Origin of the sequence: Nostocoides japonicum T1-X7 (genome assembly GCF_001046855.1) — a bacterium.
Classification (GTDB): Bacteria; Actinomycetota; Actinomycetes; order Actinomycetales; family Dermatophilaceae; genus Nostocoides; species Nostocoides japonicum.
This window is the reverse complement of record NZ_HF570958.1, coordinates 2,911,181-2,928,992: the sequence shown is the minus strand read 5'-3', so window position 1 is coordinate 2,928,992 and position 17,812 is coordinate 2,911,181. Positions and strand designations below refer to the sequence as shown.

General features: G+C 71.5%; 17 protein-coding genes. 13 read left to right on the top strand and 4 right to left on the bottom strand.

The features are described 5' to 3' along the window. Positions 1-222: 222 nt before the first annotated feature. Together BN12_RS13125 and BN12_RS13120 are read left to right on the top strand one after the other, a co-directional pair. Positions 223-576, top strand: a complete 354-nt coding sequence (locus BN12_RS13125) for a helix-turn-helix domain-containing protein (RefSeq protein WP_048553100.1) — start codon at positions 223-225, stop codon at positions 574-576. 52 nt (positions 577-628) lie between these two features. Then, the gene (locus BN12_RS13120) at positions 629-952 is read left to right on the top strand and encodes a hypothetical protein (RefSeq protein ID WP_048553098.1); all 324 of its coding nucleotides are present in this window, start codon (positions 629-631) and stop codon (positions 950-952) included. Between the two features lie 158 nt (positions 953-1,110). On the opposite strand, the gene BN12_RS13115 is transcribed toward BN12_RS13120, so the two are convergent. From BN12_RS13115 to BN12_RS13105, 3 genes are all read right to left on the bottom strand, one after another. Further along, positions 1,111-2,808 carry an AMP-dependent synthetase/ligase gene (locus tag BN12_RS13115; RefSeq protein WP_048553094.1) on the bottom strand — a complete coding sequence of 566 codons (1,698 nt, stop codon included), beginning with the start codon at positions 2,806-2,808 and terminating at the stop codon, positions 1,111-1,113. A gap of 118 nt (positions 2,809-2,926) precedes the next feature. Next, positions 2,927-3,814, bottom strand: coding sequence for an alpha/beta fold hydrolase (locus BN12_RS13110; protein WP_048556378.1), 888 nt, complete (start codon positions 3,812-3,814; stop codon positions 2,927-2,929). Positions 3,815-3,819: 5 nt separating this feature from the next. Continuing rightward, positions 3,820-4,599 carry a lipase family alpha/beta hydrolase gene (locus BN12_RS13105; protein WP_048553093.1) on the bottom strand — a complete coding sequence of 260 codons (780 nt, stop codon included), beginning with the start codon at positions 4,597-4,599 and terminating at the stop codon, positions 3,820-3,822. 151 nt (positions 4,600-4,750) lie between these two features. Between BN12_RS13105 and BN12_RS13100 the strand changes: the two genes are divergently transcribed. The 10 genes from BN12_RS13100 to BN12_RS13055 all read left to right on the top strand — a co-directional run bounded on the left by BN12_RS13100 (position 4,751) and on the right by BN12_RS13055 (position 15,839). Beyond that, on the top strand, positions 4,751-5,410 hold the full coding sequence (locus tag BN12_RS13100) for a TetR/AcrR family transcriptional regulator (protein WP_048553088.1): 660 nt from the start codon (positions 4,751-4,753) through the stop codon (positions 5,408-5,410). Between the two features lie 311 nt (positions 5,411-5,721). After that, entirely contained in the window at positions 5,722-6,939 is a 1,218-nt protein-coding gene (locus tag BN12_RS13095; RefSeq protein ID WP_048553087.1) for an acetyl-CoA C-acetyltransferase, read from the top strand. Between the two features lies 1 nt (position 6,940). Next, positions 6,941-7,702 carry an SDR family oxidoreductase gene (locus BN12_RS13090; RefSeq protein WP_048553086.1) on the top strand — a complete coding sequence of 254 codons (762 nt, stop codon included), beginning with the start codon at positions 6,941-6,943 and terminating at the stop codon, positions 7,700-7,702. Further along, positions 7,699-8,712 carry an NADPH:quinone oxidoreductase family protein gene (locus BN12_RS13085; RefSeq protein ID WP_235432399.1) on the top strand — a complete coding sequence of 338 codons (1,014 nt, stop codon included), beginning with the start codon at positions 7,699-7,701 and terminating at the stop codon, positions 8,710-8,712. The genes BN12_RS13090 and BN12_RS13085 overlap by 4 nt, the downstream gene beginning before the upstream one ends. Continuing rightward, positions 8,709-9,749 carry a phosphotransferase family protein gene (locus BN12_RS13080; protein WP_048553084.1) on the top strand — a complete coding sequence of 347 codons (1,041 nt, stop codon included), beginning with the start codon at positions 8,709-8,711 and terminating at the stop codon, positions 9,747-9,749. Before BN12_RS13085 ends, BN12_RS13080 begins: the two co-directional genes overlap by 4 nt. After that, positions 9,749-10,981, top strand: coding sequence for an acyl-CoA dehydrogenase family protein (locus BN12_RS13075; RefSeq protein ID WP_048553082.1), 1,233 nt, complete (start codon positions 9,749-9,751; stop codon positions 10,979-10,981). Before BN12_RS13080 ends, BN12_RS13075 begins: the two co-directional genes overlap by 1 nt. After that, a complete protein-coding gene (locus tag BN12_RS13070; protein WP_048553081.1) occupies positions 10,978-12,162 on the top strand; it encodes an acyl-CoA dehydrogenase family protein in 1,185 nt (394 codons plus the stop codon). The genes BN12_RS13075 and BN12_RS13070 overlap by 4 nt, the downstream gene beginning before the upstream one ends. After that, positions 12,159-13,265: an acyl-CoA dehydrogenase family protein gene (locus BN12_RS13065; protein ID WP_048553079.1), complete on the top strand. Its 1,107-nt coding sequence runs from the start codon at positions 12,159-12,161 to the stop codon at positions 13,263-13,265. Before BN12_RS13070 ends, BN12_RS13065 begins: the two co-directional genes overlap by 4 nt. Before the next feature lie 58 nt (positions 13,266-13,323). Then, on the top strand, positions 13,324-14,304 hold the full coding sequence (locus BN12_RS13060; protein WP_048553077.1) for a phosphotriesterase family protein: 981 nt from the start codon (positions 13,324-13,326) through the stop codon (positions 14,302-14,304). Positions 14,305-14,309: 5 nt separating this feature from the next. After that, positions 14,310-15,839, top strand: a complete 1,530-nt coding sequence (locus BN12_RS13055; protein WP_048553076.1) for a long-chain-fatty-acid--CoA ligase — start codon at positions 14,310-14,312, stop codon at positions 15,837-15,839. A gap of 65 nt (positions 15,840-15,904) precedes the next feature. Here the strand turns inward: BN12_RS13055 and surE are convergent, their stop codons facing one another. Then, positions 15,905-17,032, bottom strand: a complete 1,128-nt coding sequence (gene surE, locus BN12_RS13050) for a 5'/3'-nucleotidase SurE (RefSeq protein ID WP_048553075.1) — start codon at positions 17,030-17,032, stop codon at positions 15,905-15,907. A gap of 428 nt (positions 17,033-17,460) precedes the next feature. Between surE and BN12_RS13045 the strand changes: the two genes are divergently transcribed. Next, complete coding sequence (locus tag BN12_RS13045) at positions 17,461-17,664, top strand: cold-shock protein (protein WP_048553073.1); 204 nt, start codon at positions 17,461-17,463, stop codon at positions 17,662-17,664. Positions 17,665-17,812 lie beyond the last annotated feature (148 nt).

Sequence of the window (17,812 nt, the reverse complement as noted above, 5' to 3'; positions counted from 1 at the left end):
CCGCCACGAAGGCGGTCGCGACGGCCGGCGAGGCGGCGGCGGCACCCGCCGCGACCGGCGACGGCCAGGGTGAGCCGGCCCGCGAGGGCTGACGTCACGGGGGCACGTCTCGGTGCCGCTCGCGGGAGCGTCGGACCCCCGCTTGACATACCAAGCAGCCGCGTGGTTAACTGTAGGCACAAGGAACGGAAAGCATTCGAGCGGAACGCAGAGGAGGTCGCCATGGCGCCCGAGCACGAGGAGGCCCTGGCTGACCTGGGCCGGTACATCCGGGCCCAGCGGGAGATCGCCCAGCTGTCCCTGCGCCATCTGGCTCGGATGACCAACGTCTCCGACTCCTACCTGAGTCAGGTCGAACGTGGCCTCTACCAACCGTCCCCGGAGATCCTCCGGGCCATCGCCGAGGGCCTCGGCCTGTCCCCGGACGTGCTGTACCGGCGGATGGGCTGGCTGTCCGACGACGGCGAGGCGGCCGAGGTCTCGGTGACCGACGCCATCCGCGCCGACAAGCGACTGAACCAGGCACAGAAGTCAGCACTCATCCAGATGTACCGGACGATGGCCGACGGTTCCTGAGGCTCACGGGCCTGACCGGACGACCGCTCCACGAGAGAAAGGGAACGACATCATGACCAGCTACAAGGAGATCACCGAGCAGATCGGCGACCAGTGGGTTGCGGCGCTCAAGCGCGCCGAGGAGAACCTCGGCTCGTTCGTCGCCGGCGTCCAGGAGTCGCGCAGCAAGATCGACGTGCCCACGCCGGAGTCGATCACCAAGCTCACCGAGTCCTTCCAGGAGGGCCTGCCGAAGCCGAGCGAGGTCGTCGAGGCGAACTTCGAGCTGACCAACCGGCTCCTCGCCGCCCAGCGGGACCTCACCCTCCGCCTTCTGGAGGCCTCGAGCGCCAAGGGCGAGTCGGCTCCCGCCAAGCCCGCCGCGAAGAAGAGCTGACCCTCACGCAACATCACGGAACGGGGCACGTCGTATACGACGTGCCCCGTTCTCGTGTCCCCTCGCCGGGAGGGGCCGGCTCGCCCGGAAGGCCGGGTCTCCGGACGGACAGCGGGCCGGCACCCCATCCGAGGCGGTGGGGCTGACAGCAGGCTCGGTCAGCGGGGGACGGCGTAGAGCGCGTCGAGCACGTCGGCATACATCTGGTTGATGACCGACCGCCTCATCTTGAGGGTCGGCGTGAGCTCCCCGGTCTCCTGGCTGAAGTCGTTCGGCAGGATGACGAACCGCTTGATCTGGGCGACCTTCGCGTGCTTGGCGTTGATGGTGTCGAGGACCTGCTGGATCGCCTCCCGGATCGCCGCGTGGTCGGCGAGCGTCGGGATGTCCCGGGGCAGTCCGTGCTTGGCCGCCCACGGGACGACGTACTCGGGGTCGAGGGTGATGAGGGCGACGGGGTAGGGGCGGCGGTCGCCGTGCATGATCGCGTTGGAGATGAGGGGGCACTGCCGCAGCTCGTTCTCCATCTCGCTCGGGGTGAGGTTCTTGCCCCCGGCCGTGATGATGATCTCCTTCTTGCGGCCGGTGATCCGGATGAACCCGTCCTCGTCGATCGTGCCGAGGTCCCCGGTGCGCAGCCACCCGTCCTCGGTGAGGACCTCCGCCGTCGCCTCCGGGTTGCGCCAGTAGCCCGCGAAGATGTGCGGGCCGCGCATGAGGATCTCGCCGTCCTCCGCGCAGCGCACCTCGCAGCCGGGGACCGGGCGCCCGATGGTCCCGGCGCGGACGGCGGTCGGGGTGTTGAGCGTTCCGGACGCGGTGGACTCGCTGAGGCCGTAGCCCTCCATGACGGGCACGCCGGCGTCGAGGAAGAACTGGACGATGTCCGCCGAGATCGGTGCGGCTCCCGAGATCGCGAACGTGAGGCGACCCCCGAAGACGGCCCGGACCTTCGCATACACCTCCTCGGTGCGGGGAGCGTCGGCGAACAGCGCGTGGACCTTCTCGAAGATGCGCGGCACCGCGGGGAACCCGGTCGGGCGGATCTCGGCGAGGTCGGACATGATGCTCGCCGACCCGGCCGACACGTAGGCGACCGCCCCGCCGAGGGCGATGAGGTCGATGTTGATGACCTGGGCGAAGACGTGGGCGAGCGGCAGGAAGAGGTAGGCGTCGTCGTCCTCGTGGATGATGTCCATGACGACGGCCTGGCGGACGCAGGCCATCAGGTTGCCGTGGGTCAGCACGCAGCCCTTCGGCTTGCCGGTCGTCCCCGAGGTGTAGATGATGACGGACGGGTCGTCCGGGGAGACCTCCTCGACGCGCCGCCGGACCTCCGTCAGGTCCTGTCCCCGGCCCCGCTCGACGAGCTCGGCGACGGTCACGTGGGAGCCGGCGGGCTCGATGACGAGGACGTGGCGCAGGTCGGGCAGGGACGATCGGACGGCGTCGACCTTGGCGACCTGAGCGGCGTTCTCGCAGATGACGACGGACGCTCCGGAGTCGGACAGCACCCACTCGCATTCCTCGGGGCTGTTCGTCGGATAGATCGGCACGACGGCGGCACCCGCCGCCGAGATGGCGAACTGGCTGAGCGCCCATTCCGCGCGGGTCTCGGCGAGGACGGCCACGCGGTCCCCCGGGTCCACACCGAGGGCGACGAGCTGCTGCGCGAGCGCGCCGACCTGCTCGGCGAGCTCGGCATGGGTCGTCTCCTGCCACTCGCCCTCACGCTTGACGCGCTGCGCCGTGCGGTCCCCGAAGCGTTCCGCGCACGCGAACGGCACGTGCGCGACGGTCGGCGGCACGCGCGCCTCGATGTCGCGGGCACGCGCGTCCTGGTCGGTGTCTGTCATCGTTCCTGCTCCCAGCTCCGTCCTGCCGGACGGCATCTCGTCGTCAGCCGGCTCCGGCTGGCTCTGCGGTGCGCCCGAGCGGTCGGCGACCGGCCTCCCGTCGGACGACCGCCTCCCGTCAGGTCACCTGCGGCTGCGTCGATCCGCTGGCCATCGTCGCGATGGCCGTGACGACCTGCGGCCACACGGCCTCGGGGAGGTCGTGCCCCATCCCGGGGATGACGAGGAGGCGGGAACCGGGGACGGCGTCCGCGGTCGCGTGCCCCCCGTCGACCTCGACGAGCGGGTCGTCCTTGCCGTGGATGACGAGCGTCGGGACGGTGACGCCGCGCAGGCCCTCCGTGCGGTCCGGCGAGCCGACGATCGCGGCGAGCTGTCGCAGGACGCCGGTCGCGTCGGCACTGCGTTCGTAGGACAGCCGGGCCCGCGCGGCCAGCCGCTCCTCGTCGAGGGGGAACTCCGGCGACCCGATGACCCGGTACACCGCCAGCGCCCGCTCGACCGCCTCGTCGGCATTCGTGGCCGGTGGGATGAGCAGGGCGGACTGCGCCTCCGGCCGTGCCTTGCCCACCTGCGTCGACGGCGTCGACATGATCGAGGTGAGAGTGAGGACCCGGCCCGGGTGACGGATGGCCGCCGCCTGGACGATCATCCCGCCCATCGAGGCACCGACGAGGTGGGCTGCCCCGATGCCGAGGGCGTCGAGGAGGCCGATCGCGTCGTCGGCCATGTCCTCGATGCGGTATGCCGGGGCCGGGCCGGTCCCGGTGAGCAGCGCGAGAGGGTCGGGGGTGCCGGCGTCGTGGAGGTGGGTCGACAGGCCGATGTCGCGGTTGTCGAAGCGGATGACGTGGAACCCCTCGTCCGCCAGCTGCTGGCAGAACCGCTCGTCCCAGCCGAGCATCTGGGTGGCGAGACCCATGACGAGCAGGAGGGCGGGGTCGTCGGCGGAGCCGAAGGTCTCGTAGGCGATGTCGAGGTCGCCGACGCGCGTCGTCTCGGTCATCGCGCTCACGCCACCGCTGCGACGGACGTGCCGCGGTAGGGCTGCCACGCGCCCTGCGGCTGTTCGAGCCGGTCGAGGACGACACGCAGGACCTGCGGGTGCACGCCCATCCCGCAGTGGCTCGCGCGCACCTCGATCGACTCGGCATGCGGCGCGGGGGGCTCCAGACAGGCCGCCCACGGCACGACACCGTCGAGCCGGGAGTAGATCGCCGTCGCAGGGAGGGGCATCGGCTCGTCGAGCATGCTCGACGAGACGCTCGAGAAGAGGTCGGTATGCAACGGCTGCAGCGCGTGGAAGATCTCGCCGACGGTCGTGGTCCTCGGGTCGTGGTCGGCCGGGAGCCGGAAGGGTGAGCCGAGGGTGATGACCTGACGGCACAGGTCGGGGTAGCGGCGGGCGAGATGGCGGCCGAGGATGCCGCCGAGGCTCCAGCCGAGAATGGTGACCGGTGCGCCGGACGCCTCGTTCAGGTGGTGCAGACGCTGGGCCAGCCCGTCCCAGATGTGGGACGTGGGGCCGAGGTTGCGCCCGAGACGCCACGGGGCGGCGTCGTAGCCGCGCAGGTGGAGCACGGCCCGCAGCGGCGCCGTGGACCCGTCGTCGGCGAGGAACCCCGGGAGGACGAGGACGGCGTGCCCGTCACCCGACGGCCCGCTGGCCAGGCGCGGGAGGGCGGCCCAGAACGCGGCGAGGTCGCCGGCCGCGCGCCACTGCTCGGTCCACCACAAGGAGTCGTTGGGACGACGGAAGGCGGTCTCGGACGGAACGGCTCTGCTGCTCATGGGATCCCTTCGTTGGGCCTCGACGCTTCCGGCGCGTGCGGTTCAAGGTACATACCGAGCGGTCGGAATGTCCACCGTTTCGGGCAGCCCGCGATCGACGGACGATCCCGGGGAGCCAGGAGGCGAGCATACCGGCGGGTATGCTCGCGTGATGACCGTCGACGCGCCTGCGCTGGACCCTCCGGGCACGAGACCGTCCGGCGGTCGGCGCAAGGGGCGGACCCCGTCCACCGTCGACGGCCGCACCGTCCCCGAACGCCTGCTCGACCACGCGCGCATCCTCTTCGCCGAGAAGGGCTTCGAGGGCACCTCGGTCCAGGACGTCGTCGCGGCCGCCGGGGTGACGAAGGGGGCGATGTACCACTACTTCAACTCCAAGGACGACCTCCTCTACGAGATCTACGGCACCGTCCTGCGGATGCAGATGGAGCGCCTGGAGACCTTCATCGCCCAGGAGGCCCCCGTCGAGGAGCGGTTGCGCGCCGCGTCGGCGGACGTCGTCGTCACCGCCCTGGAGAACGTCGAGAGCGTCGCGGTCTTCTTCCGCTCCCTCCACCTGCTCTCCGTCGACAAGCAGGCCGAGGTGCGGCGCGAGCGTCGCCGCTACCACGAGGCATACCGCGGCCTCATCATCGAGGGGCAGCGCACGGGGCTCTTCCGCGAGGACATCAGCCCCGACCTCGCCGTCGACTACTTCTTCGGCTGCGTCCACCACGCCCCCGTCTGGTGGCATGCGGACGGACCCCTCTCGCCCGGCGAGATCGGGGACACCTTCTCCCGGCTCTTCCTCGACAGCCTCACCGCTCGCTGACCACCCTCGACAGGCGCTCGACCGTGTTGCTACCTTCCATACCGACCAGACGGAATGACGTCAGCGGACGGTCTCCCGCCCCGCGGGGTGGCGCGGCGGAGCGCGAGGCGCTGCCGGGGTGCCCGCGTGGGGGACATGGGGTGCGGACGCAGCCGTCGTCGCCGCCCGGGAGGCGTATGCCGCTCGCCGGCGTCGCGCGACGCACGCCGGCACCGATGTGACATGGGTCATGGATCGACGGTGTCGACCTCGCGTCACCCGTCATGCACAGTAGTTAATAACCAACCGCTTAGTATGGAAGGAGCATCCCGATGCCGGAGGCCGTCATCGTCGCTACCGCCCGCTCGCCGATCGGCCGAGCCGGGAAGGGGTCGCTCAAGGACATGAGGCCCGACGACCTCACGGTCCAGATGGTCCGGGCGGTCCTGGCCAAGGTGCCGCAGCTCGATCCCGCGGAGATAGACGACCTCATGGTCGGATGTGGTCAGCCCGCCGGCGAGTCCGGGTTCAACCTGGCGCGCGTCGTCGCCGTCCTCGCGGGTCTCGACGCGCTGCCCGGCACGACGGTGAACCGGTACTGCTCCTCCAGCCTCCAGACGACCCGGATGGCGATGCACGCGATCCGGGCGGGCGAGGGCGAGGTGTTCGTCTCCGCCGGGGTGGAGACGGTGAGCCGCTACCTCAAGGGCAACTCCGACGGGCTGCCCGACACCCAGAACCCGGTCTTCGCCGACGCCCAGGCCCGCACCGGGCGGCTCGCCGCGGGCGGGGGCACGTGGGTCGACCCCCGAACCGAGGGGGCGCTGCCCGACATCTACATCGCGATGGGACAGACCGCGGAGAACGTCGCGCAGTCCCAGGGCGTGTCCCGCGAGGAGCAGGACGCTTTCGGCGTCCGGAGCCAGAATCTCGCCGAGAAGGCGATCGCCGACGGCTTCTGGGCCAAGGACATCACCCCGGTCACCCTGCCCGACGGCACCGAGGTCAGCGCCGACGACGGCCCCCGGCCGGGCGTCACTCTCGAGGGGGTCGCCGCCCTCCAGCCGGTCTTCCGGCCCGACGGGACGGTCACGGCCGGCAACTGCTGCCCCCTCAACGACGGCGCGGCGGCCGTCGTCGTCATGTCCGACACAAAGGCCAAGGCCCTGGGGATCACCCCCCTGGCCCGGATCGTCGCCACCGGGCTCACGGGACTGTCGCCGGAGATCATGGGGCTCGGCCCCGTCGAGGCGTCGCGCCAGGCCCTCGCCCGGGCGGGGATGACGATCGACGACATCGACCTCGTGGAGATCAACGAGGCGTTCGCCGCCCAGGTCATCCCCTCGGCCCGGCAGCTCGGCATCGACGAGGACCGCCTCAACGTCAACGGGGGCGCCATCGCGGTGGGACACCCGTTCGGCATGACGGGCGCCCGGATCACGAGCACCCTCATCACCTCCCTCCAGCACCACGACAAGCAGATCGGGCTGGAGACGATGTGCGTCGGCGGCGGCCAGGGGATGGCCATGGTCCTGGAACGGCTGAGCTGACATGGGCGACGCGAGGTTCGCGGGACGGACCGCCATCGTGACCGGCGCGAGCCGGGGGATCGGGCGCGCCATCGCCGAGCGGCTCGTCGCCGAGGGCGCCCGCGTCGTCGTCACCGCGCGCAAGCCCGAGGCGCTCGAGGAGACGGTGGCCGCCCTCGGCGGTCCCGAGCACGCGCTCGCCGTGGCGGGCCACGCCGACGACATCGACCACCAGGCGGAGGTCGTCGGGCGCGCCGTCGAGGAGTTCGGCAGCGCCGACCTCCTCGTCAACAACACCGGCATCAACCCCGCATACGGCCCGCTCGTCGACCTCGACCACGGGACGGCCCGCAAGGTGTTCGAGGTGAACTGCCTCGCCGCGTTGTCCTGGGTCCAGCAGGCGCACCGCGCGTGGATGGGCGAGCACGGCGGGTCGATCGTCAACGTGTCCTCCGTGTCGGCCCTCCGGCCGGCCCCCGGCATCAGCTTCTACGGCGCGTCGAAGGCCATGCTCGTCAGCCTCACCGAGAGCCTCGCCGTCGAGCTCGGCCCCGGCATCCGGGTCAATGCCGTCGCCCCGGCCGTCGTGAAGACCCGGTTCGCGACCGCCCTCTACGAGGGGAAGGAGGACGCCGTGTCGGCGGCCTACCCACTGAAACGACTCGGCGTGCCGGAGGACGTCGCCGGCGCCGTCGCATACCTGCTGTCCGACGACGCGTCGTGGGTCACCGGGCAGCTGCTCGTCCTCGACGGCGGCGTGACGCTCACCGGAGGTGGCGAGTGAGCGCGGTGGCCGGCCCGGCGATGAGGGCGTGGCAGGTCGCGGAGCTCGGAGAGCCTCGCACGGCGATGCGGCTCGTCGACGTGCCCCGCCCGACGCCCGCCGCGGGGCAGGTGCTCGTCCGCGTCCTCGCCGGAGCCGCGAACTTCCCCGACGTCCTCATGTGCCGCGGCGAGTACCAGATCCGCCCGGAGCTGCCGTTCACCCCCGGCGTCGAGCTGTGTGGCGAGGTCGTCGAGGTCGGCGACGAGGTGACCGGCCTCGCACCCGGCGACCGGGTCCTCGGCGCGCCGGTCCTTCCGCACGGCGCGTTCGCCGAGTTCGCGGTCATGGATCCGGCGACGACGTTCGCCGCGCCGCCGGAGCTCGACGACGCGCAGGCCGCCTCGCTCTACATCGGCTACCAGACCGGCTGGTTCGGGCTGCACCGGCGGGCCGGTCTCCGCGCGGGGGAGACGCTCCTCGTCCATGCCGCCGCGGGCGGCGTGGGCAGCGCCGCCATCCAGCTCGGCAAGGCCGCGGGCGCCCGGGTCATCGGTGTCGTCGGTGGACCGCGCAAGGCGCAGGTCGCGCGTGACCTCGGGGCGGACGTCGTCGTCGACCGGCACACCGAGGACTTCGTCGAGGTCGTCAAGGCCGAGACGGGCGGCCGTGGCGCCGACGTCGTCTACGACCCCGTGGGCGGCGACACGTACCGCCGGTCGACGAAGTGCATCGCCTTCGAGGGCCGGATCGTCGTCGTGGGCTTCGCCGGCGGCGAGATCCAGCAGGTCGCCCTCAACCACGCCCTCGTGAAGAACTACTCGATCCTCGGCCTCCACTGGGGCCTCTACAACCGCTACGACCCACCCGCCATCCAGGAGTGCCACCGCCAGCTGTCCGCCCTCGCCGCCGAGGGCACCGTCCGCCCGCTCGTCAGCGAGCGGCTCCCGCTGGAGGCCGTCGCCGACGGTGTCCAGCGGCTCGCCGACGGCGACACGGTGGGCCGCGTCGTCTACGAAGGTGCGCGATGACGGCAGCCGCGTCGGTGACCCAGCCACCCGGCGTCGACCTCGTCGCGCTGCGCGGCTGGTTCCCGGGGCACGTGCCGGGCGCGACCGATGCGCCCCTCACGGGGCAGCTCATCGCCGGCGGCAAGTCGAACCTCACCTACGTCGTCGGCGACGGCGAGCGCACGTGGATCGTCCGCCGGCCGCCCCTCGGTCACGTCCTGGCCACCGCGCACGACATGTCGCGGGAGTACCGCGTCATCACCGCGCTGCGGGACACGGACGTGCCCGTGCCGACGACGTACGCCCTGTGCCAGGACGAGGAGGTCATCGGCGCCCCCTTCTACGTCATGGAGCGGGTCGCCGGAACGCCCTACCGGCATGCCGCCGAGCTCGAGCCCCTCGGCGCGGACCGGACGCGGGCCATCTCGACGGGCCTCGTCGACGTCCTCGTGGCCCTCCACCACGTCGACCCGCAGGCCGTCGGCCTCGGCGACTTCGGCCGTGCCGAGGGCTACCTCGCCCGCCAGGTGGCCCGCTGGAGGAAGCAGCTCGACGCCTCCCGGTCACGCGACCTCCCGGGCGCCGACGAGCTCCATGACCGGCTGGCCGCCGCGGTGCCCTCGGAGTCGGCAGCGGGCATCGTCCACGGCGACTACCGGCTGGACAACGTCCTCACCGACGAGAACGACCGTCTCGCAGCGGTTCTCGACTGGGAGATGGCCACCCTCGGCGACCCGATCATGGACCTCGCGATCATGACGCTCTACGGACGCCTCGCGACGGTGCCCGGCGGCTTCAACGTCGCCGACGCGTCCATGGCACCGGGGTACCTCTCCGAGGGCGAGATCCTCCAGCGGTATGCCGGCGCCAGCGGTCGCGACCTGTCGCAGTTCGGCTTCTACCTCGGGCTCGCCGCCTACAAGCTCGCGGCCATCCTCGAGGGCATCCACTTCCGCTACCTCCACGGGCAGACGGTCGGCGACGGGTTCGAGCACGTCGGCGACGCCATCCATCCGCTGCTCGACCTCGGCCTCACCGCACTGAAGGAGAACCACTGATGGACTTCGAGCTCGACGCCCGGACGAGGGCGCTGCGCGATGAGCTGCTCGACCTCATGGACACGCACGTCTACCCCGCCGAGCAGGTCTTCGCCGAGCAGGTGGCCGCCCTCGAGGACCGCTGGGCGTGGGACTCGGTGCCCGTGCTCGCCGAGCTGCGGGCCGAGGCACAGCGCCGCGGGCTGTGGAACCTGTTCCTCCCCGGTGCGCTCGGCGCCGGCCTGACGAACCTGCAGTATGCGCCGCTCGCCGAGATCACCGGGCGCAGCGGCCATCTCGCGCCGGCCGTCCTCAACTGCGCCGCGCCGGACACCGGCAACATGGAGGTGCTCGCGCAGTTCGGGTCTGCGGAGCAGAAGCAGCAGTGGCTGGAGCCGTTGCTGGCGGGGACGATCCGGTCGGCGTTCGCGATGACCGAGCCGGCCGTCGCGTCGTCCGACGCGACGAACATCGCGACGAGGATCGAGCGCGACGGCGACGACTACGTCATCAACGGCCGCAAGTGGTGGATCACCGGCGCGATGAACCCCAACGCCAGGATCCTCATCGTCATGGGCAAGACCGACCCGGAGGCGGACCGCCACCGTCAGCAGTCGATGATCCTCGTCCCCCGGGACACCCCCGGCGTGGAGATCCACCGGGGCATGGAGGTCTTCGGATACGACGACCACGACCACGGTGGCCACGCGGAGCTGTCCTTCACCGACGTCCGGGTGCCCGTGGAGAACCTCATCGCCGGTGAGGGCGACGGCTTCGGGATCGCCCAGGCCCGTCTGGGCCCCGGGCGGATCCACCACTGCATGCGCTCGATCGGGATCGCCGAGCGGGCCATCGAGCTCATGTGCGCCCGTGCGCAGGAGCGGGTGGCCTTCGGCAGGCCGATCGCCGACCAGGGCGTCGTGCGGGACTGGATCGCCGAGTCCCGGGTCCGCGTCGAGCAGCTGCGCCTGCTCGTCCTCAAGGCCGCGTGGCTCATGGACACGGTCGGCAACAAGGGGGCCCACACCGAGATCCAGGCGATCAAGATCGCCACCCCGGCGACCGTCGAGTGGATCCTCGACAAGGCGATCCAGGTCCACGGTGCGGGAGGGCTGTCGCAGGACTTCCCTCTCGCGAACGCCTTCGCCGGGATCCGCACCCTCCGGTTCGCCGACGGACCCGACGAGGTGCACAAGAACGCGCTGGCACGGCACGAGCTGCGCCGGCAGGCCGCGACCCGGGAGGCACGATGACCATCACCGCAGCCGAGCTCCGAGAGCGGGTCGCCGCGTTCCTCGCGACCCACGACCCGGCGACCATGGACCGGATGGAGTTCCTCCGGGCTCGCTACGACGCGGGCCTCGCGTGGATCCGCTTCCCCGAGGGCCATGGTGGCCTCGACGCCCCGCAGTCGCTCCAGCCCGTCGTCGACGAGGCGTTCCGCGACGCCGGCGCCCCCGACAACCGGGCGCGGACCAACGGGATCGGGCTCGGCATGGCCGCGCCGACGATCCTCGCCTTCGGGACCGAGGAGCAGAAGCGCCGGTTCCTCCGCCCGCTGTGGACGGGCGAGGAGATCTGGTGCCAGCTGTTCAGCGAGCCGGGGGCGGGGTCGGACCTCGCCAACGTCGGCACGCGGGCCGTCCGCGACGGCGACGAGTGGGTCGTGGGCGGGCAGAAGGTGTGGACCTCCGGCGCCCACAACGCCCGGCTCGCGATCCTCGTGGCCCGCACCGATCCCGACGTCCCCAAGCATGCGGGGCTCAGCTACTTCCTCTGCGACATGACCGATCCGGGCGTCGAGGTGCGGCCCCTGCGCCAGATCACCGGCGAGGCCGAGTTCAACGAGGTCTTCCTCACCGACGTGCGCATCCCCGACGCCCAGCGCCTCGGCGAGGTCGGCGAGGGCTGGAAGATCGCCAACGCCACCCTCAACCAGGAGCGGGTGTCGATCGGGGCCGGTGCCTCGGCCCGCGAGAACGGCATGATCGGCACCGTCGCGCGGACCTGGCGCGAGCACCCGGAGCTGCGGACACCCGAGCTCCACGACCGGCTCCTGCGGCTCTGGGTCGACGCCGAGGTGGCCCGGCTCAGCGGCCTCCGCCTGCGGCAGAAGCTCGCCACCGGGCGACCGGGCCCGGAGGGCGCGGGGATGAAGCTCACCTACGCACGGGTCAACCAGCAGCTGACCGGGCTGGAGCTGGAGCTGCTCGGCGAGGACGGCCTCGTCTACTCCGACTGGACGATGGTCCGCCCCGAGGTCATCGACATGACCGGCCGGGACGCCGGATACCGCTACCTGCGGGCGAAGGGGAACTCCATCGAGGGGGGCACGTCGGAGATCCTCCGCAACGTCATCGCCGAGCGCGTCCTCGGCCTGCCCCCCGAGCACCGTGTCGACAAGGACCGCCCGTGGAAGGAGGTCGCCCGATGAGCAGCGACCTGGACCTGCTCTACTCCGATGTCGAGGACGACCTGCGCAGCAGCGTGCGGGATCTCCTCGCCGACCGATGCGACCCGACCGTCGTCGTCGGCCTCTACGACGGGGACCGCTCGCTCGTCGACGCCCTGTGGAAGCCGCTCGCGGTCGACCTCGGCCTCACCGGGCTCCTCGTGCCCGAGGACCAGCAGGGCGCCGGCGCCACGGCCCGCGAGGCGGCCGTCGTGCTCGAGGAGCTGGGACGCGCCGTGGCCCCCGTGCCGTTCCTCACCAGCTCGGTCGTCGCGACGACCCTGCTGCTGGAGGCCGACGGCGACCTGCTGCCCCGGCTCGCGACGGGCGAGCGCACCGCCGCGCTCGTGGTGCCGCTGAACACCGCACCCCACGGCCCGATCCCGGCCTGCTCCGTGGACGCCGCGGGCCGGCTGACCGGGGTCGTGAGCGCCGTGGCGGGGGCCCTCGAGGCCGACGAGCTCCTCGTCCCCGCGAGGGACGCCGACGGCACGCTCTCGCTCCATGCCGTCGCCGCGGCCGACGTCGAGGTGACCCCCACGGTCTCCCTCGACATGACGAGGCAGCTGGCTCGCATACGCCTCGCCGACGCCGCGGGCCGGCCGGTCCTCGGCGACGCCGAGCCCTCGATCCGCCGGGCGCTGCTCGCCGGGGCCGCGCTCCTCGCCTCCGAGCAGCTCGGGATCGCGCGGTGGTGCCTGGAGGAGACGGTCGCCTATCTCATGCAGCGCCACCAGTTCGGCCGCCCGCTCGGGGGATTCCAGGCCCTCAAGCATCGCCTCGCCGACCTGTCCGTCGGGGTCGAGTCGGCCGCCGCGGCCGCGCGGTATGCCGCTGCCGCGGTGGCCGCGGACGACCCCGACGTGCCCGTCGCCGCCGCGCTCGCGCAGGCCTCCTGCAGCGACCTGGCCGTCACGGCGGCCGAGGAGGCGCTCCAGCTCCATGGCGGCATCGGCATGACGTGGGAGCACCCCATGCACCTCTACCTCAAGCGCGCGAAGGCCGACCAGATCGCCTTCGGCACCCCCGGCAGCCACCGAGCCCGCCTCGCCGAGCTCGTCGACCTGCCGGGCGCGGGCGCCTGAGCCCAGCGGTCAGCACCCAGTGACCTCAACGGTGAGGGAACAACAGAAGGAGATACGGATGAGTCAGGTCGACACCGTTCGCGGGCCGGTCGAGAGCGCGGATCTCGGGGTCACGCTCATGCACGAGCACGTCTTCGTGCTGACCGCCGACATGCAGGCGAACTATCCCGACGAGTGGGGTGACGAGGACCAGCGGGTCGCCGATGCGGTGAGCTCGCTCCAGGCGCTCTACGACGCCGGGGCCCGGACCATCGTCGACCCGACGGTCGTGGGTCTCGGACGATACATCCCGCGGATCCAGCGGGTCGCCGAGCAGGTGCCGCTCAGCATCGTCGTCGCGACGGGCGTCTACACCTACGAGGACGTGCCGGCCTACTTCCACTACCGCGGTCCCGCGCTCAACGAGGCGGTCGGTGCGGAGCTCCCGGACCCCATGGTCGACCTCTTCGTCGGTGACATCCGCGACGGGATCGCCGGCACCGGGGTGAAGGCGGGCATGCTCAAGTGCGCCATCGACGCACCCGGCCTGACCCCCGGCGTGGAGCGCGTCATGCGGGCCATCGCCAAGGCCCATCTCGAGACGGGCACGCCCATCACGGTCCACACGCACCCAGGGACGCAGACCGGCCTGCACGTCAAGCGCGTCATGTGCGACGAGGAGGGCGTCGACCCACGGCGCATCGTCCTCGGGCACAGCGGCGACACGACCGACTGCGACCACCTCGCGGCGCTCGCGGACGCCGGGTTCGTCATCGGCATGGACCGCTTCGGCATCAACCTCGACACGACCTTCGAGGCACGCGCCGACACCCTCGTCGAGATGGTGCGACGCGGGTATGCCGACCGGATGGTCCTCTCCCAGGACGCCTCCTGCTACATCGACTGGATCGACCCCGAGGTGATGAGCATGCTGCCGCAGTGGAACTACACGCACATCTTCGAGGAGGTCATCCCGTATGCCCTCGAGCACGGCGTGACCCAGGAGCAGGTCGACACGATGCTCGTCGACGTGCCGCGCAACTTCTTCGAAGGTCGGTGATCCGAATGTCTTTCAACCTCGCCATCTCGCTCCGCGAGTCCGCCACGGCGACGCCGGACAAGCCCCTCGTCTACGTCGGCTCGCACGCCCTCACGTATGCCGACATCGACGCCGCGTCGGGCCGCGTCGCCGCGACCCTCGGCTCGCTCGGGCTCGAGGCGGGCGACAAGGTCGCCGTCCAGCTGCCCAACGTGCCGCAGTTCCTCATCGCATACTTCGGCATCCTCAAGGCGGGGATGACGATGGTGCCGCTCAACCCGCTCCTCACCTCCCACGAGGTCGCCTACCACCTCAGCGACAGCGACGCCCGGCTCCTGGTCACCTTCGAGCAGTTCGCCGCCGCGGCGATCGGGGGTGCCGAGGCGGCCGGTGACGTGCCCGTCTACGTCGTCGGGGACACGCCCGTCGCGGGGGCCCGGCCGTTCGACGAGCTGCTCGTGGAGGAGGACACCGGGGACATCCGCGCGACGATGGCGGACGACACCGCGGTCCTGCTCTACACGAGTGGCACGACGGGCCGGCCGAAGGGCGCCGAGCTGACCCACTTCCAGCTCTTCATGAACTGCACGGTGTCGGGCGGGCTCTTCCACCTCGAGCCCGACGACATCGCCGTCGCCGTCCTCCCGCTCTTCCACGTCTTCGGTCTCTCGAGCGTCCTCAACCTCGTCGTGCGCTTCGGGGCCAGCATGGTCCTCGTGCCGCGGTTCGACCCGCAGGTCGTCCTCGACGTTATCGAGCGGCACCGGTGCACGATCTTCTCCGGCGTGCCGACGATGTATGTCGCGCTGCTCCAGGCGGACACCGCCGGCCGGGACCTGTCGTGCCTCCGGGCGGCGGTCTCCGGTGGCGCCTCCATCCCGGGCGAGGTCATCAAGGCGTTCGAGGAGAAGTACAACGGCGTCGTCATCCTCGAGGGCTACGGCCTGTCGGAGACGGCGAGCACGACGACGTTCAACATCAGCGCGACCGAGCGCAAGGTCCTCTCGATCGGCAAGCCGATCTGGGGGGTCGAGGTCAAGGTCGTCGCCGAGGACGGCGCCACGCTGCCCCCCGGCTCCGACAACACCGGCGAGATCGTCATCCGCGGGCACAACGTCATGAAGGGCTACTACGGGCGTCCCGAGGCGACGGCCGAGGTGCTGCGGGACGGCTGGTTCCACACCGGCGACGTCGGATACCGCGACGAGGAGGGCTACTTCTTCATCGTCGACCGGCTCAAGGACCTCGTCATCCGGGGCGGCTACAACGTGTACCCGCGCGAGGTCGAGGAGGTCCTCTACGGTCACGTCGCGGTCGCCGAGGCCGCCGTCATCGGCCGACCCGACGACCGCCTCGGCGAGGAGGTCGTCGCATACGTCACCCTCAAGCCGGGGGCGAGCGCCGAGCCCGAGGAGCTCAAGGCATTCGCGAAGGAGCGCCTCGCAGCCTACAAGTACCCGCGCACGATCGTCGTCCTCGCCGAGATGCCGAAGGGCCCGACCGGCAAGATCCTCAAGCGCGAGCTGCGCACGTCGCAGTCATCCGACGCGTCCTGACGCGTCCCGCGCCCTCGTGGGGAGGGTGGCCGGAACCTGACTCCGGCCACCCTCCCCCTGCGGTCTCAGCCGAGGTTCCGGATGAGGCCCCTGAGTCCGGCCGGGGCCTTCCCCGTCCAGTCACCGTCGAACGGGACGATCGAGATGTGCTTGTGCGCCAGGGCGGTCGTGTCCGCGTTGCGCGTCGTCTCCTTGCAGGACGGCACGAGACCCATGCTGTACGTGCCACCCTCCGCCGGGACGCTCCCGCTGGGACCGAAGTTGATGGCCGTGCACTGACCGAGGACGTTGAGCTCCGGCCGACGCGCCCGCTGACCCGGCTCGAGGTGGGGGTAGTTGACGTTGAGGGCCAGCTTCGGCGTGATGAGATGCGCCTTGCGGACGGCACCGATGAGCCGGGTCGCGAAGGCCGCCGCCTTCGTGTACTCGGGGCAGGAGCCCTGGCCCGCGAGGCACGTCGTCGTCAGCTCCTCGCTGAAGGCGATCCCCGGGCTGCCGAGCCGGTGGGCCGTGACGAGGGCGCTGTCGGTGCCGGAGTGGTAGACGGTCACCGCGTCGTTCTGGCCGAAGTTGATCCCGGAGACGACGAGGTCGGGTCCGTCCGGCCAGTAGTTGTCGGGGATGAACTTCGTCAGGGCGATGATCGCTGCGTCGGACGGTGAGCCGCTCGGCGACGCCGGGGTGCTGGCCGTCGCCGTGACGCACGGTGCGGCGGCGGCACAGACGCCGAAGACGCGCCCGCCGGTCGGGGCTCCCGCGCAGTCGGTGCCGTAGCCCGCGGGAGGCTGCACCTGCTGGACGGTCATCGGGCCGGTGAGGGTGATCCGGCCCCCCATCCCGCTCTGCACCGTCCACGGCCCGACCGCGATGACGTCGGCGCCGGCGGCACATAGCGCGTGACGGAGCGCGTAGAGGCCCTTGCCGTCGCTCCCCGACGCACTCTGCCCCTGGATGGAGTCGTCGTTGACGATGAGGATGCGCAGGCCCTTCACCGAGCCGGACCTCGACGACGCGGATGCGGCCGACACCGCGGCGGATTCGACCGCCGCCGCGGACGACGCCGACGCGGCGGCCGCGGGCGCGAGGGAGGGCTCGGAGGCGGTCGCCTGGCCTGCCGTGCCTGCGGCCACGGCGACGGCCGTGAGCCCGACGCCGAGTGCCGTCGCCGCGAGGGTGAACCTGTGTCGTGCCATACCGAACTCTCCTGACCTCGTCGCACGACAGGGCGGCCGCCCTGCCGGTTACGGCCGCCTGCGCCTTTGCTGCGCGATCGAGCGATACCGTCCGGTCGGTATTACTGGTTCGGGTCCTCGGGTGTCAAGGTCCATCGCGCGGCACGGCCCAGCGGGAGCGGCCGGTGAGGCGCGCCGCTCGACCGCGGAGGCATACCGCATCTCGTCCAGCGGACGGTGTGCAGCGTGTGGGGGTGCCCGAGCAAGCAGGCGAGCCGCAAACCTGCTACGTTCAGGCACGGTTGAACATGCAGTCCTCGCAGGTCGTCTCGTCCCGCTTGGCTTCCACAGCAAGCGGGACTGTTGTCGTCAGGAGTGGAGTGACGTGGCAGCCAGGTGCCCACGAGGTGTGGGTGCCGCGTATTCACGAAGAAGGAAAGAGCAACTCCATGGCACAGGGCACCGTTAAGTGGTTCAACGCTGAAAAGGGCTTCGGCTTCATCGCCCAGGACGGCGGCGGCCCCGACGTGTTCGTTCACTACTCCGCCATCGACACCCAGGGCTACCGCTCGCTCGACGAGGCACAGCGCGTCGAGTTCGAGGTCACCCAGGGCCCGAAGGGCCCGCAGGCCGACCAGGTCCGCCCGATCTGACGAGGGGGCACCCCGCCGTCTTCGATGCAGTCGAGGGCCCTCGCCGACTCCGGTCGGCGGGGGCCCTCGTCATCCCCCGGCCCGGGCTCAGGTCTGGCGTTCTGGCACCCGATCGGGGCCTGTGCACCACCCACCCGCTCCGGCCCGG

Bases quoted from the DNA above. Each gene is read 5' to 3' on its own strand.
- surE (WP_048553075.1), bottom strand. From the start codon at position 17,032: ATGGCACGACACAGGTTCACCCTCGCGGCGACGGCACTCGGCGTCGGG.
- BN12_RS13105 (WP_048553093.1), bottom strand. From the start codon at position 4,599: ATGAGCAGCAGAGCCGTTCCGTCCGAGACCGCCTTCCGTCGTCCCAAC.
- BN12_RS13115 (WP_048553094.1), bottom strand. From the start codon at position 2,808: ATGACAGACACCGACCAGGACGCGCGTGCCCGCGACATCGAGGCGCGC.
- BN12_RS13080 (WP_048553084.1), top strand. From the start codon at position 8,709: ATGACGGCAGCCGCGTCGGTGACCCAGCCACCCGGCGTCGACCTCGTC.
- BN12_RS13075 (WP_048553082.1), top strand. From the start codon at position 9,749: ATGGACTTCGAGCTCGACGCCCGGACGAGGGCGCTGCGCGATGAGCTG.
- BN12_RS13065 (WP_048553079.1), top strand. From the start codon at position 12,159: ATGAGCAGCGACCTGGACCTGCTCTACTCCGATGTCGAGGACGACCTG.
- BN12_RS13045 (WP_048553073.1), top strand. From the start codon at position 17,461: ATGGCACAGGGCACCGTTAAGTGGTTCAACGCTGAAAAGGGCTTCGGC.
- BN12_RS13110 (WP_048556378.1), bottom strand. From the start codon at position 3,814: ATGACCGAGACGACGCGCGTCGGCGACCTCGACATCGCCTACGAGACC.
- BN12_RS13095 (WP_048553087.1), top strand. From the start codon at position 5,722: ATGCCGGAGGCCGTCATCGTCGCTACCGCCCGCTCGCCGATCGGCCGA.
- BN12_RS13070 (WP_048553081.1), top strand. From the start codon at position 10,978: ATGACCATCACCGCAGCCGAGCTCCGAGAGCGGGTCGCCGCGTTCCTC.
- BN12_RS13060 (WP_048553077.1), top strand. From the start codon at position 13,324: ATGAGTCAGGTCGACACCGTTCGCGGGCCGGTCGAGAGCGCGGATCTC.
- BN12_RS13055 (WP_048553076.1), top strand. From the start codon at position 14,310: ATGTCTTTCAACCTCGCCATCTCGCTCCGCGAGTCCGCCACGGCGACG.
- BN12_RS13125 (WP_048553100.1), top strand. From the start codon at position 223: ATGGCGCCCGAGCACGAGGAGGCCCTGGCTGACCTGGGCCGGTACATC.
- BN12_RS13120 (WP_048553098.1), top strand. From the start codon at position 629: ATGACCAGCTACAAGGAGATCACCGAGCAGATCGGCGACCAGTGGGTT.
- BN12_RS13090 (WP_048553086.1), top strand. From the start codon at position 6,941: ATGGGCGACGCGAGGTTCGCGGGACGGACCGCCATCGTGACCGGCGCG.
- BN12_RS13100 (WP_048553088.1), top strand. From the start codon at position 4,751: ATGACCGTCGACGCGCCTGCGCTGGACCCTCCGGGCACGAGACCGTCC.